The organism is Achromobacter sp. E1 (assembly GCF_037039475.1).
GTDB classification, from domain to species: domain Bacteria; phylum Pseudomonadota; class Gammaproteobacteria; order Burkholderiales; family Burkholderiaceae_B; genus Achromobacter; species Achromobacter mucicolens.
On record NZ_CP146253.1, the window covers coordinates 2693480 to 2708338 of the forward strand.

The window sequence follows — 14859 nt, forward strand, 5'->3', positions numbered from 1 at the left end:
AATTGGGAAAATAGCGGGGCGGTTTTCCAGAGGTGGAAAACTGGGGGCGCAAGGCGCTGTCTTGACGCGTCATTCGACGACAGTCCGGTGTCTGACACCCCGGAAACGCCGTTCCGATGCGAGGATTTTCTCAGCGGGTGTCAGACACCGCATGAAGCTCCCACACCCGTCCACCCCCCTCAGGGATCAACCGTTGCAGTCGGCCCAGCAGTTCGGCGTTTCGTACAGACGCACGCGCGTCAGGCGCAGTTCGGCGCCGTAGTGGCCGTGGTAATGCGGCGCCAGCGTTTCAAACACGATGGTGGCCAGGTTTTCGGCCGTGGGGATGCGGTCCAGCACGACGGTCTTGTGCCCGGGCAGCGTGTCCAGGAAGCCGCGCACGGCGGTATCGCCTTCGTAGACCAGGAACGCGTGATCCCAGACGTCCACGATGTGGGTCTTGGCGATGTGCTTGATCTCGGAGAAGTCCATGACCATGCCGTTGTCGGACTCGCCGGGCGCCTGCACCACGTCGCCCGTCAGGGTGATTTCCAGCACATAACGGTGGCCGTGCAGGTTGCGGCACTGGCTGCGGTGGTCGGGAATGCGGTGGCCGGCGTCGAACTCGAGCCTGCGGGTCACGGAAATCATCGTGCGCTCCGCGAGGCGTGGGGGTAAATCATGGAATGCCTATGTATTTGTGGGTTTGCAGGCTGAGCCGCCATTGCGGATGCTGCATACAGTACTGGACGGCCTGCTCGGTGTTGGCTGCGCGCGCCGGACCGTCCATCGGTTGCAGGAAAAAGTGCTCGAAATCCAGGTGCGCGAAGGCGCCGGGCAGGGCGTTCAGTTGCGGGTAGACCAGCTTGAGCTCGTTGCCGCGTTCGACCACGACCGGGGCCGTGCCCTTGGGGCTGACGCAGATCCAGTCCACGCCGGCGGGCGGCTTGATCGTGCCGTTGGTTTCGATGGCGACGGTGAACCCGCGGGCGTGGATGGCGTCCAGCAGCGGCGTGTCCAGTTGAAGCAGCGGTTCGCCGCCCGTGAAGACCACGTAGCGGTTGTCGGCGCCGGGGCCCCAGGCCGCGGCGATGGCGTCGGCCAGCAGATCCGCCGTGGCGAATTTGCCGCCGCCGTCGCCGTCGGTGCCGATGAAGTCGGTGTCGCAGAAGGTGCAGGCGGCGCTGGCGCGGTCGCTTTCGCGGCCGGACCACAGATTACAGCCCGCGAACCGGCAAAATACCGCCGCGCGGCCTGCATGGGCGCCTTCGCCTTGCAAGGTCTTGAAGATTTCTTTGGCGGAGTAAGTCATGGGGGGATGCGGGCGGCTGACCGCCCCGGATTCGAGCAAAAGCGCATCATTTTACTTGGCGCGGCCGATATCCGCCGAAAGACCCTGCGCCACGCGGGTTCGCCGCCGTTGACAGGCGGGTGCGCCGCGCCCGGAAAATCGCGGGATCCGCATGCGCGCCGTTCTCCGTGCCTGCTGCGCGAAGCCTGCCGGCCCTGTAGACTTGCCGCCTATGTTTCACGTCCAAGACTCGCTATTCATCGACGAGCGCGACCTGACTTTCACCATGATCCGCGCGCAGGGCGCCGGCGGGCAGAATGTCAACAAGGTCTCCAGCGCCGTCCACCTGCGCTTCGATGTGCGCGCTTCCCGCCTGCCGCTCGAGGTGCAGGATGCCGTGTGCGCGCTGAACGACCACCGCATCTCCAAGGAAGGCGTGATCGTCATCAAATCGCAGTCGTTCCGCAGCCAGGAAAAGAACCGCGCCGAGGCCATCGAGCGCCTGGTGGGCATGGTGCGGTCGGCCATCCGGGTGGACAAGCCGCGCCGCGCCACCAAGCCGACGCGCGCCTCGCAGCGCCGCCGCGTGCAGCGCAAGGTGCTGCACGGCGAGGTCAAGCGGCTGCGCGGCCGGGTGCAGGGCGATTAGCGGCCGCCATGATCGACGCACGCCGCCGTTACCTGCTTTCCCTGGCTGGGGTGTTTGCCGTCATCTGGGCGGCGCTGGCCATCGATCCGCACGACCGCTCGGCCTGGGCGCTGGAAAATGCGCTGGTGCTGGGCCTGGGCATCGTGCTTTTTGCCACGCGGCACGCATTTGTGTTCTCGCGCGTGTCGTACACGTTGATCTTCCTGTTTCTGTGCCTGCATACGATCGGGGCGCACTATACGTATTCCCTGGTCCCGTACGACGAGTGGTGGCGTGCCTTGACCGGGCGCACGCTCAACAGCCTCTTGGGCTGGGAACGCAACAACTTTGACCGCGTCGTGCATTTCTCGTACGGCCTGCTGCTCGCTTACCCGATCCGCGAGATCTTTCTGCGCGTGGCCGAAGTGCGCGGGTTCTGGGCGTACTTCCTGCCGATGGACGTCACGCTGTCGACCTCGGCCCTCTACGAACTGATCGAGTGGGGCGCTGCCGAGTTCTTTGGCGGCGACCTGGGCGCGGCTTATCTGGGGACGCAGGGCGATATCTGGGATGCGCAGAAGGACATGGCGCTGGCGGCGCTGGGCGCGGTCATCGCCATGGCCATCACCGCCCTGGTCAACCGGAAAGCGCGGCGCGACGTCGCGCGTGACTGGGCAGACAGCCTGAAGCCCGAACGCCGGCGGCCCGCCGAAAATCCTTGAAGTCCATAGGGGCATGACGATATATCGGTTAAACCCGATATATGATTCGATAAATTGCGATATACCAATATGACCGCAACTTCCTCACGCACCGGGCAGGACGCCACGCAACCCGCGATCGACGCAGACGCCATTCTCAAGGCGCTCGCCAATCCGGTCCGCCGCGACATCCTGACCTGGCTGAAGACGCCGCACGCCCATTTCGAGGAGCGCCCGGGCCACACCTTTGAACACGGGGTGTGCGCGGGCCATATCGATGATCGCTGCGGACTGTCCCAGTCGACGGTGTCGTCGCATCTGGCCGTGCTGCAGCGCGCCGGCCTGATTTCGGCGACCAAGGTGGGGCAATGGGTCTTTTTTCGTCGCAATGAACCCGTGATTGCCGCGTTTCTGCGGCAGTTGAACCAGGATATGTAGCCCGTCTGCCATACCCGCAAGCGCCCCATTGCCGGGACGAAAGGATGTTTCATGAACCCGTTGTTTGAACCGCTGAAAGTCGGCGACCTGACGCTGCGCAACCGCGTCGTGATGGCGCCGCTGACCCGACAGCGCGCCAGCGCCGGCCGCGTGCCCAATGACCTGATGGTCGAGTACTACACCCAGCGCGCCGGGGCCGGCATGATCCTCACGGAAGCCACCGCGGTCACGCCGCAGGGCGTCGGCTATGCGGATACGCCGGGGCTGTGGTCGCCCGAACAGGTCAAGGGCTGGCGCAAGGTGACGTCCGCGGTGCACGACAAGGGCAGCGTGATCGTCGCGCAGCTCTGGCACGTGGGGCGCATTTCCGACCCGATGTTCCTGGACGGCGAACTGCCGGTCGCACCCAGCGCCATCGCGGCCAAGGGCCATGTCAGCCATGTCCGTCCCAAGCGCGCCTACGTGACGCCGCGCGCCCTCGAAACCGCGGAGATCCCCGGCGTGGTCGAGGCTTACCGCCACGGCGCGCAGATGGCGATGGAAGCGGGCTTCGACGGCGTCGAAGTGCATGCCGCCAACGGCTACCTGCTGGACCAGTTCCTGCAGGACAGCACCAACCATCGCACCGACCAGTACGGCGGCTCCATTGAAAACCGCGCGCGCCTGCTGCTCGAAGTGGTCGACGCCTGCGTGGCGGTCTGGGGCGCGGGCCGCGTCGGCGTGCATCTGTCGCCGCGCGCGGACGCCCACGACATGGGCGATTCGGATCTGCCCGGCCTGTTCGGCTATGTGGCGCGTGAACTGGGCAAGCGCGGCATCGCCTTCCTGTGTGCCCGTGAACACGAAGGTCCGGACAGCCTGGCGCCGATGATGAAAGCCGAGTTCGGCGGCGTATTCATCGCCAACGAAGGCTACACGCGCGAAACCGCCGAGGCCGCCGTGGCAGCCGGCCGTGCCGATGCCGTGGCGTTTGGCGTGCCGTACATCGCCACGCCTGATCTGGCCGAGCGTCTGCAGCAAAATGCGCCGCTCAACACGCCGAACCCGGCCACGTTCTACGCCTCGGGCCCGGAAGGCTATACCGACTACCCGGCAATGGCGGCCTGATGTTCAAAGCGCGGCGCGCATCGGATAGGTAAACCATCCGAAGTGCGCCGCGTTCAGCCCCAGATGCGCCAGCACGGCGGCGGCCAGGCCGCCGTAGCGGTAGGCCACGCCGTATCCCACCCCCGCCAGCGCCGCCAGCAGCATCCACTGCCACCCGCCGGCGTAGTGCGCCAGCCCGAACAGCGCGGCCGCCACGGCCAGCGCCGCCCAGGCGCCCCACGGATGATGGCGCCACCATTGCGTCAGACGCTCCTGCACATATCCTCGAAACAACGCCTCTTCGGCCAGCGTGACGAGCAGGGCGTTGTTCAGCAGCCAGATCCAGCCGGACGCGGGCCACTTGGGCGCCCATCCCGCCACCCCCAACGCCAGCGCCAAGCCCAGGCAGGCCGTCACTGCGCCCGCGCACGCCAGCAACGCCGCCTGCAAGGTCAGCCGCGCATGCGCCGCGGCCATCGGCGGGGCCAACACCAGCACCACCCAGAACCCCACGAGCGGCTTGTCCATATTCAGGTACATGCCGAACGGCACCGCGTCTGGCGTGAGCGGCGCGGGCGCAATGACGCGCAGGTTGTGAAAACCGGGCAACAGATGGGCAAAGAGCAGCACGGCCACGACCACGAAGAGCGCATGACCGGCCGCGCGCGATACCGGCCCCGCGCTGGCGCGCACCAGCGCGGCCGCTGCAAGCAGCAGTGCCGGCCCCGCCAGCGCCACGGGATCGACGACGCCGTCGGCCAATGCCCAAGCCCACGCCACCGCCAGGGGGGCTAGCGCCCAGCGGCGCGTGCCAGGCGGCCACAAGAGGGCGGCGGCCAGGAACAGGGCAAACCACGGCATGACGTGCGGCATCGGCGGGTGGGAGGCTATCGCGAAGGCCTGAGTGTACGCGCGGGCCCGCGCCGGCTTTGCCTTGCCGGTGATTTCAGGCGACCATGCGGCAGCGGCGGCACATGCCCCGCATATCAGGCGGACATGGCGCCGCCAGCAATGGAGTCTGGAATGAAGACAATCGCGTGGTTGATGCTGGCCGCGGCGCTGCTGCCGTTCGTGTGCACGATCATCGCCAAGGCAGGCGGCAAGAAGTTCGACAACAACGATCCGCGCGCGTGGCTGGCGCGGCAGGAAGGGTGGCGGGCGCGGGCCAATGCCGCGCAGGTCAACACATTCGAAGCGCTGCCGTTTTTCTACGCCGCGGTGTTGTTCGCGCTGTACAACCAGGCCCCGCCCGCGCACGTTGCCACGCTGATGGCGTGCTGGCTGGGCACGCGGCTGGGATACCTGGCGATGTACCTGGCGAACTGGGGCGCGCTGCGCTCGCTGGTCTGGGCGGCGGGCGTGGGGTTCGTGATCGCAATTCTGTTCTCGGGCGTCTGAGCCTGCGGCGCACGACCCAATGAGACTGGCCGCGGCGTTACGCGCCGCGGCTGCCCGGCATCACTTCCACTCGAACATGGCGCGCGCGGTGCCCGTGCCTTGCACCGTGACCTCACGGTCCTGCGCCTGGCCGTCGTACGTGGCCGATATCTTGTAGCTGCCCGCAGGCAGCTTCACCAGCATGTAGGGGCCTTGCGACGTGGTCTGCAGCACGGCCTTGCCTTGGGCGTCCCGAATGGCGACGGTCACGTCGGCCACGTAATCTGCCTTGCCGCCGCGTTGGGCGGCAAAGGTCAGCGCCAGCGGATAGCTGCTGGACGCGGCCTTCATGGCTTCCGATTCGTCGATGCCGATGCCGCCGCTGACGTACTCCACCGTGCCCTGGTGCTGCACGGGCGGCATGCCTGCCTGGGCGGTGGACAGGACGCCTGCAATGGCCATGCTGCCCAGGGCCATGGCGGCGGCCATCGTGCAGCGTTCAAAACGTTTGTTCATGGAATTCTCCTGCAGGAAAACCGGCGGGGCAGCGCGTTGTGGCTGCCCCCGGCGGTAGCTTGCAACGATTCGACTTGACCGCGCAAGGCGAGTTCGCGTCCGTCCGCCTCGGAAATCAACCGTTTGTATCAGGCGCCGCGTGCGGAGACGCCGCCGGCCTGCCGCCAGCTAAACGTCAGCTGGCTCACGCCGCTGACCGAGCCATCCGGCGCGAAGCGCCGTTCCTCCAGCTGCCCGGCACCGTCGCCATGCAGCGCCATCACGCTGGAGCTGCGCGTGCCGTACGTCGGGCTGACGATGAACGGGCTGCTCAGCAGGCGTTCGCGGTCCGGCGGCAGGCCGGTGGCGGGCAGGTCTGCTTCGTCTGCCGGGCTGCGGTCGGCGAGCGCGGCGAACAGCGCGGGCAGGTCCGGCTGCGGCTGGTGGTGCAGCACGGCGGTGAACGCGGCCTTGGTTCGCGCCAGCTTGGGCCAAGGCGTGTCCAGCAGGTGATTGGACAGGGCATAGACGCCGGGGGCCAACGCGCGCGGCCCGCCGTCGCGGTTGCTCAGGTACCACGCCTGGCGGGCGTCGCCCACGATCAGGTTGAAGCCGTTATATGCCTGGTCCACGCCATGCACCGTTTCCAAATACGCCTGCGGCGTCATGGCGCCGCGCAGAAAGTCCTCGACCAGCGCGCCGCGCGACGGCGCGTCGTCCAGATGCCGGCCGGGCTCGCGAAAGTTGGTGACCAGCGCGTAGCGCCCCTCGGTCGTCGCGCCCATCCACGTGCCGCCCGCCTGGCCGTCGCGCCCGGCGTAGAGGTTCGGGGCGTCCGGCCATTGCGCGGCGGGCAGGGTGGGACGCGCGTGGAACTCGTCGCGGTTCGCGGCGATCAGGACGGGGATGCCGGGCAAGAAGTGCAGGGCCAGTACGGCAAGACACATGATTCAGACCTGATGAAGGGGGGAGGGATTGGCAGGGCGGCCGGGCGCGGCGGTGAAGTCGGGTCCGGCCAGCGTGGCGCGCAAGGCTTCGATCTGCGCGGCGACGTCGCGCAGCGCGGGCGCGGGCGTCGAGATCGCATCGCCAGGCACGGGCAGGCCCTGTTCGACGGAGGCGGCAATGCGATCCAGGGCGGCGGCCAGTTGGGCGACCTCGGCGGCGGGCGGCGCGGCCTGGCCGTCGGGCAGCGACCAGGCCGTGTCCGAGATGGCGTTGGCCACGCGTTCCAGCGCCACTTCGACCGGCCACCAGGCCAGCGCGCGGCGGCTGACCAGCCGGGGCTCGGACAGCCCGCGCTGCAGGGCGATGCGCAGGTCCGACAGGCGCGAGTAGGCGCGGGCGCGCAGGTCGTGCCGCTTGTCGGGATCGGCCTGAAAGACCGTGTTCAGGTACGCCGCCAGCGTGAACGTGGCCGAGGACACGGCATGGTCCAGATTGCTGCGTTCGATCCGGATCCAGGGCAGATAGCCCACCAGCAATACGATGGCCGCCGCGACGCCAACGTCCACCAGCCGAGCCAGCGCAATGGCCCAGCTTCCCGGTTGCAGCGCGCCGATCAGCAGCATGAGGATGGGCAGCATGATGGCCGAAAACAAGCCATAGTTGCGCCGAATCGACCACGGCAGCAGCGCGGCCAGCGCGGCAACCGTCAGCAGGCTGGCAAGGCCGCCCCGATCCAGCGCGAGGACGGTGGCGCTGATGCCGACGCCCACCACGCTGCCCGCGCAGCTTTGCAGGGCGCGCGCGAACACCGAGCCGAAGTTGGGCTTGAACACCACCACGACGACGAGCGGCACCCAGTAGGACCGCGGCAGCGCGGCCGCCAGGGCGACAGCCTCGGCGGCAAGCAGGCACAGCCCCAGACGCACGAGATACCGCACCGTCGTCGGCCCGGGCCGGTACGTGCGGACCAGCACGCGCCAAGGCGTACGCGCGGGCGCGGGCTGAAGCGTCGCGAAGGCGTCGGGCTGCGCGGCGCGGGCGCCGTTCAGCAACAGTTGCACCTGCTCCAGCGCCTCGGCCAGTTGCGGCATGCCGGCCCGGCGCAGGGCGGCAATGTCGTCGCGCGCGTCCGGTACGGCGTCGTTTTCGACCCGGTCGGCCACGAGGTTCATGACGCGGGCGCACTCGGGCGGCAATACCCGGCCGGCGCGCGCCAGCGTCAACGCGGCATTGGTGAGCGGCGTGCAGGCCTGCAACTGCGCGGCCAGGCGGGCCAGCCGCGGCGTCGGACCGGCCGACCGGCCACGCGCGGCCAGCACGGTGTCATAGGCGGCGGTCATGGCCGCTTCCATGTCGCGGCGCGCGGCCATGACCCGGGAAGTGCCGATCGCCGCGAACATCGCCGCCAGCTTGCGGTAGGCCTGCGCCACCGCGGCCCGCTCCGGCGCGATGGGGTTCACCACCCACCCGGACAGCGTCAGCGCCAGGCCGAACAGCCCGCCCGCGCCGACCAGCACCGGCGGCATCCACGCGGGCAGCGTGGACGTCAAGCTGGAGCCGACGATGACGTAGGTGGCAAATTGCAGCGTGGCGACGGCGGCGATGTTGTTGAAGGTGCCGACCAGGCTGGCCGCCAGGACCAGCACCATCATGGCCGCGGAGGTCCACAGGCCGTGCCCGGCGATCAGGTTGCCCAGCAGGTAGCCCAAGGCGCCGCCGAGCACCGTGGACCCGATCGAAAGCGCCCGGTTGCGGTAGGGGCCGCCGTTGTCGCCCGTGATGGCGGGCAGCGCGCCCAGCGCCACCAGCGCGGCCGCCGCGCCCTGGTCAAGCGCCATGCCCACCGCCGTCGGCAGGCCGATGGCCAGCGCGGCGCGCAGCATCACCCACGGATTCACCGGCGACGGCTCCATGTGCGCCAGGCTCATCAGCCAACGCATGTTCGAGGCGTGCGCGAGGCGGCTTATGGATGGGCGGGACAAGGTGGCCTCATGGGCGGCTGTCAGGCCTTGATGAGCGGCGCCACTTCAGGCGCGGCCAGGCGGAAGTAGTCGTCGGTGTTCAGCAGGATGGACGCGTCCAGGCGTCCCGCGTTGAACACGATTTCGGCGTGGCGTTCGCGCAGGCTGGGGTCCACCAGCAGCGTCAGGTCCGGATTGAAACTGAAGGGCGGAATCGCGCCGATCTCGCAGCCGGTCAATTCGCGCGCCAGGTCCTGCGACGCGAGCGAAGCCTTCTTGCCGCCGGCCGCCCGCGCAATGGCGTCAAGGTCGGCCTGCTTGTCCGCGGGAAAGACGGCCAGCACGTTCTTGCGCAGGTTGGAAGAGATCTTTACGCGGCAGACCAGCGCCTTCGCGCCCTGGCTGACCTCGGTACCGCGAATGGCGGCGACCTCGACGGAACGCCCGCCCGCGGCATGTTCAAGCAGGCGGTAACGGGCCTGGTTCTGGATGAGCAGGGCTTGCAGGCGTTCGAAGACTTCCATGGGACTCGGGGCAGAAGCGGCCGGGGGTCGGCCTTGTACGCGAAATCATACGCCCGCGGCGCGCTAGATTTCCCCGGTGAATGCGTAGCCCCAGCCCCACACTGTACGGATGGGCAATTCCACGTCGACGTCCTGGGCCTTGCGCCGCAGGCGGCTGACAACGACGTCCGTGCGGCGGACGGATTCGCGGCCGGAATGCGGATCGATGCCCGGCGGGTCGCCGCGCGGCATGCGCTTGTCGGGCGAGCCGGTCAGCTTGAGCAGGAAGTCGCGTTCGGCCTGGGTCAGCGCCAGGCGCGTGCCGTGGGGGCTGACGAGCGTCCAGGCCGCGTCCAGGAATTGCCACTTGCCGGTCGGTTCGGCGGGCGCCGCGGCCATGGCCGGGCGCGGCTCGGCCTCGGGGGCGCGGCGGCCGGCGGCGGTGGGCACGCGGCGCACAAGCGCCTGCAGGGCGGCCGCGATCTCGCCCGTGGCGACGTCGGGCGAAAAGCAGGCGTCGGCGCCGCAGTGCAGGCCCAGGATGCGGTTCTCGGGGGTGTCGAAGGCGGAAATGGCGACGATGCCGGCGGTGGTGTCCATGGCGCGCAGACCTGCGACGGCCATGCAGAGATCGGTAAATTCGGCTTGCATCACGAGCAGCGGGGTGCGGCGGGCCTGGAACAGGCGGAACAGTCCGTTGGAGTCTTCGCAAGGACGCGGCGAGAACCCCATTTCGGCCAGTTCCTCGCTGCGGCGCACGCGCTGGCCGGCGTCGGGAGCGAAGACGATCAGGTCTAATAGGTCATTCATGAATCGGTGTGAACATCATGCAGCTTGAGCACAGGCATGATGCAACGGTTACACCGCTTTCCAAAAAGCGCTCAACGACACTTTCCTACCCGAATTCTCGGCCATGGGCGCGGCAATCGCCTTTTGGCGGCTCACGGAACGGCGGCAACCGCCTCATTCCACCATCCGCCGCCCAGCGCTTGTAACAAGGCGGCCGTGTCGGTGTAGCGCGCCGCGTCGGCCTCGATGCGCGAAATCCGCGTCTGTAACACCTGCCGCTGGCTGTCCAGCAGGCTCAGGTGGCTGATGCCGCCGGCCTGGTAGCGGCCCGCGGCGATGCGGCCGGCGTCGGCCGCGCGGCGCCAGGCGTCGTCATAGGCCGCGAAGGCCTCGCCGTCCGTCTGTAGCGCCCGCAGCGCATCGGCCACCTGGCGCAAACCATCCAGCACGGTCTGGCGGTAGGCCGCGGCGGCCGCGTCATACGCGGCTTCGGCCGAGCGCTTGCGCGCGCGCAGCTCGCCGCCGTGAAAGAGCGGCTGGACAAGGCCCAGGCCAAGATTCCAGACATTCACGCCATTGGCCAGCTCGTTCGCGCCCGTGCGCTGGGAACCGAAGCTGGCGGTCAGCGTGAACTGCGGATACAGGTTGGCCGTGGCCACGCCCACGTCGGCCGATGCCTTGTGCCACAGGGCTTCGGCGGCCAGGATGTCGGGCCGCTGGCGCGTCAGTGCCGAGGGCACGCCCGTGGGCACATCCGGCGGCAGCGTCAGGTCCGCCAGGCGCAGCGGGGGCGACTGCAGACTGGCGGGCGGCATGCCCAGGTAGGTCGCAAGCTGATGGGTCACCTGTGCCAGCTGGTATTCCAGCGGCGGCAGGGTGGCGCGCGTCTGCGCGACCAGCAGCTCCTGGTTGCGCAGGTCGGCCAGGGCGATGCCGCCCGCCTCCAGCCGTTTCTGCATGATGTCCTGCTGGTTCACCTGCGCGGCCAGCAGATCGCGCGTGGCCGCCACCCGCTCGGCCAGGTCCGCCTGGCGGATGGCGGCGGTGACGACGTTGGCCGCCAGCGACATGCGTGCCGCCTGCAGTTCGTGGGCTTGGTAATCGACTTGCGCGGCCAGGCTTTCCAGCGCGCGGCGGTTGGCGCCGAACACGTCCAGGGTGTAGGACACGTCGATGGAGGCGTTGTAGAGCGTGAAGGGCGGGGGCGGCTCGGCGACCGGCACGCCATAGGCCGCCGGATCCACCTTCTTGCGAGCTGCCGACAGGTTGCCGTCCACTGCGGGCAGCATGCGCCCGCCGGTGTCGGCGGCCAGGTCTTCCTGCGCTTGCCGCAACCGCGCGCGCGCCTCATCCAGCGTGGGGCTGGCGTCGAGCGCCTGGCGCACCAGCCGGTCCAGCGGCTCCGACTGAAACAACCGCCACCACTGCCCGGGGATGTCGGCGCCCGCCTGCAGGCGTTGCTGTCCCGGCGGCAGCGCGTCTTGTCCGGGCGTATAGGACGACACGGCGGGCGCGGCCGGCTTGTCGAAGTCGGGACCGACCGCGCAGGCGGTCAACAAGGCGCAGAGCGCCGAGATGGCCAGGGGGCGGGAAGCGGGCAGGTAGCGGGCGCGGAGCATGGGATCAATCCAGGGTGCGGCGGTAGAACTTCACGGCGGCGGTCATCACGATGACGGTGAACAGCATCAGCGGCCAGATGTTGGGCCACAGGTCCCACCAGCCGTTGCCCTTGAGCAGGATGCCGCGGATCAGCCGGTTGAAGTATGTCAGCGGCAGCAGGTTGCCCAGGTGCTGCGCCCACAGCGGCATGCCCTGGAACGGAAACATGAAGCCGGACAGCAGCATGTTCGGCAGGAAATAGAACATGGTCAGCTGCATGGCCTGAAGCTGGTTCTGCGCCAGGGACGACAGCGTGATCCCGACCGTCAGGTTGGCCGCGACGAAGAGCAGCGCGGCCAGGTAGACGGACAGCAGGCTGCCCATGACGGGCACGTGGAACACGAAATGCGCCGCCGCGAGAATGATGGTGGCCTGGATGAGACCGATGGCGATGTAGGGCACGATCTTGCCGGTCATCACCTCGATCGGCCGCACCGGCATCGCCAGCAGGTTTTCCATGGTGCCGCGTTCTCGCTCGCGGGTCATCGCCAGCCCGGTCATCATCACCAGCGTCATGGTCAGGATCACGCCCATCAACCCCGGCACCGTGTTGTATTGCGAGATCTGTTCTTCGTTGTAGAGCTGGTGGATGCGCACGTCGAAGGGCGGCTGGCCGCCCGCCAGGCTTGCCAGCGGCCCGGTCAGATCCTTCTGCGCGACCGCCTGGGTGAGCTGGGTGGCCGCGCCCAGCGCCATGCCGGTGGCCATGGGGTCGGTGGCGTCCGCCTCGATCAGCAGGGCGGGGCGTTCGCCGCGCAACAGGCTGCGGGTGAAGTCGGGCGGAATGGTCACGACGAACAGCACGCGGCCCTGCGCCAGGGCGGCGCGTCCCGCTTCCTCGGTGTCCAGTTCCTCGACGATGTGAAAGTAGTCCGACGAACGCATCGCCGCGATGAAGCTGCGCGTGAACGGGCTGTGGTCAGAGGCGATGATGGCGGTGGGCATCTGGCGCGGGTCGGTATTGATGGCGTACCCGAAGAGCGCCAGCTGCATGATGGGCAGGCCGACGATCATGCCGAAGGTGATGCGGTCGCGGCGCAGCTGCAGGAATTCCTTGAGCACCATGCTCCACCAGCGCGACCACGAAAAACCGTTCAGGCGCGCGGTCATGGCTGGCTCGCAAAGTTGTCGGTGGACCGGTTCATCAGGTAGATGAAGACGTCTTCCAGGCTGGTGTCCACGCGTTCCAGCCGCAGGTTCTGGCCCGCGATGGCCGCGCGCAGCGTGCTTTCCAGCTGCGCCGCGTCCTTGCCGCTGACATGCAGCGCCGACCCGAACGCGACCGTCTGGTCAACGCCGGGCGCGCCGCGCAACTGCTGGCCGAGCGGAACCAGGTTGGCGCCGTGGATTGCCCAGGTGGTCAGGTCCTGTTCGGCGATGACTTCGTCGGCGGTGCCCTGCGTGAGCAGCTTGCCGTACGAAATGTAGGCCAGCTTGTGGCAGCGTTCGGCCTCGTCCATGTAGTGGGTGCTGACCAGCACCGAGATGCCGCGCGCCGCCAGTTCATGCAGCTGCTCCCAGAAATCGCGCCGGGCCGTCGGGTCCACGCCGGCGGTGGGCTCGTCCAGCAGCAGCAGCCTTGGCTGGTGCAGCAGGCAGGCGGCCAGCGCCAGCCGCTGCTTCCAGCCGCCGGACAAGGATCCCGTCAACTGCCCCGCGCGGCTTTGCAGCCCCAGATCCTGCAGCGCGCGGTCCACGGCCTCCTTGCGCTGGTCCATGCCGTACATGCGCGCCACGAAATCCAGGTTCTCGCGGATGGTCAGGTCTTCCCAGTACGAGAACTTCTGCGTCATGTAGCCCACGTTGCGCTTGATCTGGGCGCTGTCGCGCAGGATGTCGTAGCCCAGGCAGGTGCCGCTGCCCGAATCCGGCGTGAGCAGGCCGCACATGAGGCGGATGCAGGTTGTCTTGCCGCTGCCGTTGGGGCCCAGGAAGCCGAAGATTTCGCCCTCGCGCACCTGTAGCGTCACGTCATTCACGACGTGCTTGTTGCCGAAGTGCTTGTTCAGGCCGTGAACGTCGATGACGTTGGTGGCGGAGCCGGGGGCGCTCATGGCAGGGTGGCCTCCACCGGCTGGCCCGGATGCAGCCGCGCCGCCACGTCGGCAGCGGGGCGCGCTTCCACCATGTACACGAGCTTGCTGCGGCTTTCGCGGCTGTAGATCACGGGCGGGGTGTATTCGGCCTGATCCGATACGTAATCGATGCGCGCGGGTATCGGATCGCCGCAGCCATCGCAGCGCAGCGTGGCCTGTTGCCCGATCTTCAGCGACCCGACGACCGTCTCCGGCACAAAAAAGCGCACCTTGATGTTGCCGGGCGGCAGCAGGCTGACGACCGGGCTGCCGGCGGGCACCCATTCGCCCACCCGGTACATCGTGTCGAACACCCGGCCCGCGGACGGCGCGGCCAGCTGCTTCTGGGCCAGCGTCCATTCGGCTTGCGCCAGCGCGGCGTCGGCCGCCTCCACTTGCGAGGCCTGCGCGCGCCGCGCGTCGTCGCGGCCCGGCAGCCGGTTCACCTCGACTTGCGCCTGCAGTTCGCGCACGCGCGCCGCGTCCGACTGCGCCTGCTCGCGGCTATCGTCCAGCTGCGAACGCGGAATGCCGCCGATGCGGAATTGCGCATTGTCGCGGGCAAGCTGCGCGGCGGACCGCCGGCTTGCCGCCTGCGCCTGCGCCAATTGCGCCAGGCTGACGTCGACTTCGGGGGGCCGCTTTCCGGTGGCGATGTCCTCCAGCTGGGCGCGCGCCGCCGAAAGCTCGGCCTGGGCCTGATCGCGCGCGGCGGCTTCGCGCGTGGCGTCCAGTGTGTAGAGCGGCTGGTTGGCGTCGACCTGCTGGCCGCGCCGCACCGCCAGCGTGTCCAGGCGCCCCGGCTCGGACGAGGCCACATAGACGTAGTCGCCCTCCACGTAGCCCTGATAGAAGGCCTGGTCGTTGTTGCCGCAGCCGAAAAGCGTCAGCAAGGCCAGGGAAGCGGGCAGAAGGCGGAGGGTGCGCAT

Annotated in this window: 17 protein-coding genes; 5 read left to right on the plus strand and 12 right to left on the minus strand. The window is 68.6% G+C overall.

The annotated features are described in order from the left end of the window. Positions 1-186 precede the first annotated feature (186 nt). Together queD and queE are read right to left on the minus strand one after the other, a co-directional pair. Complete coding sequence (gene queD, locus V6V88_RS12400) at positions 187-630, minus strand: 6-carboxytetrahydropterin synthase QueD (protein WP_179689001.1); 444 nt, start codon at positions 628-630, stop codon at positions 187-189. A gap of 28 nt (positions 631-658) precedes the next feature. Next, complete coding sequence (gene queE / locus V6V88_RS12405; RefSeq protein WP_062841514.1) at positions 659-1291, minus strand: 7-carboxy-7-deazaguanine synthase; 633 nt, start codon at positions 1289-1291, stop codon at positions 659-661. A 211-nt stretch (positions 1292-1502) separates the two neighbouring features. On the opposite strand from queE, the gene arfB reads away from it, so the two are divergent. From arfB to V6V88_RS12425, 4 genes are all read left to right on the plus strand, one after another. Next, positions 1503-1919, plus strand: coding sequence for an alternative ribosome rescue aminoacyl-tRNA hydrolase ArfB (arfB, locus tag V6V88_RS12410; RefSeq protein ID WP_062841513.1), 417 nt, complete (start codon positions 1503-1505; stop codon positions 1917-1919). Positions 1920-1927: 8 nt separating this feature from the next. Continuing rightward, entirely contained in the window at positions 1928-2620 is a 693-nt protein-coding gene (locus tag V6V88_RS12415; RefSeq protein WP_062841512.1) for a DUF2238 domain-containing protein, read from the plus strand. A 69-nt stretch (positions 2621-2689) separates the two neighbouring features. Beyond that, complete coding sequence (locus V6V88_RS12420) at positions 2690-3037, plus strand: helix-turn-helix transcriptional regulator (protein ID WP_062841511.1); 348 nt, start codon at positions 2690-2692, stop codon at positions 3035-3037. A gap of 51 nt (positions 3038-3088) precedes the next feature. Further along, complete coding sequence (locus tag V6V88_RS12425) at positions 3089-4144, plus strand: alkene reductase (RefSeq protein WP_056317203.1); 1056 nt, start codon at positions 3089-3091, stop codon at positions 4142-4144. A 3-nt stretch (positions 4145-4147) separates the two neighbouring features. Here the strand turns inward: V6V88_RS12425 and V6V88_RS12430 are convergent, their stop codons facing one another. Then, complete coding sequence (locus V6V88_RS12430) at positions 4148-4984, minus strand: CPBP family intramembrane glutamic endopeptidase (RefSeq protein ID WP_255452510.1); 837 nt, start codon at positions 4982-4984, stop codon at positions 4148-4150. A 162-nt stretch (positions 4985-5146) separates the two neighbouring features. On the opposite strand from V6V88_RS12430, the gene V6V88_RS12435 reads away from it, so the two are divergent. After that, positions 5147-5521: an MAPEG family protein gene (locus V6V88_RS12435; protein WP_142055504.1), complete on the plus strand. Its 375-nt coding sequence runs from the start codon at positions 5147-5149 to the stop codon at positions 5519-5521. 60 nt (positions 5522-5581) lie between these two features. Here V6V88_RS12435 and V6V88_RS12440 read toward each other — a convergent pair whose 3' ends face one another. From V6V88_RS12440 to V6V88_RS12480, 9 genes are all read right to left on the minus strand, one after another. Beyond that, complete coding sequence (locus tag V6V88_RS12440; RefSeq protein ID WP_142055502.1) at positions 5582-6016, minus strand: carboxypeptidase-like regulatory domain-containing protein; 435 nt, start codon at positions 6014-6016, stop codon at positions 5582-5584. A 128-nt stretch (positions 6017-6144) separates the two neighbouring features. Beyond that, entirely contained in the window at positions 6145-6942 is a 798-nt protein-coding gene (locus V6V88_RS12445) for an NRDE family protein (RefSeq protein WP_175235261.1), read from the minus strand. A gap of 3 nt (positions 6943-6945) precedes the next feature. Next, entirely contained in the window at positions 6946-8883 is a 1938-nt protein-coding gene (locus V6V88_RS12450; RefSeq protein WP_338619374.1) for an FUSC family protein, read from the minus strand. Between the two features lie 62 nt (positions 8884-8945). Further along, on the minus strand, positions 8946-9428 hold the full coding sequence (locus V6V88_RS12455; protein WP_338619375.1) for a YbaK/prolyl-tRNA synthetase associated domain-containing protein: 483 nt from the start codon (positions 9426-9428) through the stop codon (positions 8946-8948). Between the two features lie 63 nt (positions 9429-9491). Next, on the minus strand, positions 9492-10217 hold the full coding sequence (locus V6V88_RS12460; RefSeq protein WP_338619376.1) for a DNA-binding response regulator: 726 nt from the start codon (positions 10215-10217) through the stop codon (positions 9492-9494). Positions 10218-10348: 131 nt separating this feature from the next. Then, positions 10349-11815 carry an efflux transporter outer membrane subunit gene (locus V6V88_RS12465; RefSeq protein WP_338619377.1) on the minus strand — a complete coding sequence of 489 codons (1467 nt, stop codon included), beginning with the start codon at positions 11813-11815 and terminating at the stop codon, positions 10349-10351. 4 nt (positions 11816-11819) lie between these two features. Next, complete coding sequence (locus V6V88_RS12470; RefSeq protein WP_223575646.1) at positions 11820-12965, minus strand: ABC transporter permease; 1146 nt, start codon at positions 12963-12965, stop codon at positions 11820-11822. Beyond that, positions 12962-13909 (minus strand): ABC transporter ATP-binding protein, encoded by a 948-nt coding sequence (locus V6V88_RS12475; protein ID WP_152384308.1) that lies wholly within the window; start codon positions 13907-13909, stop codon positions 12962-12964. The genes V6V88_RS12470 and V6V88_RS12475 overlap by 4 nt, the downstream gene beginning before the upstream one ends. After that, the gene (locus V6V88_RS12480; protein WP_338619380.1) at positions 13906-14859 is read right to left on the minus strand and encodes an HlyD family efflux transporter periplasmic adaptor subunit; all 954 of its coding nucleotides are present in this window, start codon (positions 14857-14859) and stop codon (positions 13906-13908) included. The genes V6V88_RS12475 and V6V88_RS12480 overlap by 4 nt, the downstream gene beginning before the upstream one ends.

What these genes read in the sequence shown, in the direction of transcription:
- V6V88_RS12475 (WP_152384308.1), bottom strand. Translation starts at nt 13,909, where the DNA reads ATGAGCGCCCCCGGCTCCGCCACCAACGTCATCGACGTTCACGGCCTG.
- V6V88_RS12460 (WP_338619376.1), bottom strand. Translation starts at nt 10,217, where the DNA reads ATGAATGACCTATTAGACCTGATCGTCTTCGCTCCCGACGCCGGCCAG.
- V6V88_RS12455 (WP_338619375.1), bottom strand. Translation starts at nt 9,428, where the DNA reads ATGGAAGTCTTCGAACGCCTGCAAGCCCTGCTCATCCAGAACCAGGCC.
- V6V88_RS12430 (WP_255452510.1), bottom strand. Translation starts at nt 4,984, where the DNA reads ATGCCGTGGTTTGCCCTGTTCCTGGCCGCCGCCCTCTTGTGGCCGCCT.
- V6V88_RS12415 (WP_062841512.1), top strand. Translation starts at nt 1,928, where the DNA reads ATGATCGACGCACGCCGCCGTTACCTGCTTTCCCTGGCTGGGGTGTTT.
- arfB (WP_062841513.1), top strand. Translation starts at nt 1,503, where the DNA reads ATGTTTCACGTCCAAGACTCGCTATTCATCGACGAGCGCGACCTGACT.
- V6V88_RS12465 (WP_338619377.1), bottom strand. Translation starts at nt 11,815, where the DNA reads ATGCTCCGCGCCCGCTACCTGCCCGCTTCCCGCCCCCTGGCCATCTCG.
- V6V88_RS12450 (WP_338619374.1), bottom strand. Translation starts at nt 8,883, where the DNA reads ATGCGTTGGCTGATGAGCCTGGCGCACATGGAGCCGTCGCCGGTGAAT.
- V6V88_RS12420 (WP_062841511.1), top strand. Translation starts at nt 2,690, where the DNA reads ATGACCGCAACTTCCTCACGCACCGGGCAGGACGCCACGCAACCCGCG.
- V6V88_RS12470 (WP_223575646.1), bottom strand. Translation starts at nt 12,965, where the DNA reads ATGACCGCGCGCCTGAACGGTTTTTCGTGGTCGCGCTGGTGGAGCATG.
- V6V88_RS12425 (WP_056317203.1), top strand. Translation starts at nt 3,089, where the DNA reads ATGAACCCGTTGTTTGAACCGCTGAAAGTCGGCGACCTGACGCTGCGC.
- queE (WP_062841514.1), bottom strand. Translation starts at nt 1,291, where the DNA reads ATGACTTACTCCGCCAAAGAAATCTTCAAGACCTTGCAAGGCGAAGGC.
- V6V88_RS12480 (WP_338619380.1), bottom strand. Translation starts at nt 14,859, where the DNA reads ATGCGCACCCTCCGCCTTCTGCCCGCTTCCCTGGCCTTGCTGACGCTT.
- queD (WP_179689001.1), bottom strand. Translation starts at nt 630, where the DNA reads ATGATTTCCGTGACCCGCAGGCTCGAGTTCGACGCCGGCCACCGCATT.
- V6V88_RS12445 (WP_175235261.1), bottom strand. Translation starts at nt 6,942, where the DNA reads ATGTGTCTTGCCGTACTGGCCCTGCACTTCTTGCCCGGCATCCCCGTC.
- V6V88_RS12440 (WP_142055502.1), bottom strand. Translation starts at nt 6,016, where the DNA reads ATGAACAAACGTTTTGAACGCTGCACGATGGCCGCCGCCATGGCCCTG.
- V6V88_RS12435 (WP_142055504.1), top strand. Translation starts at nt 5,147, where the DNA reads ATGAAGACAATCGCGTGGTTGATGCTGGCCGCGGCGCTGCTGCCGTTC.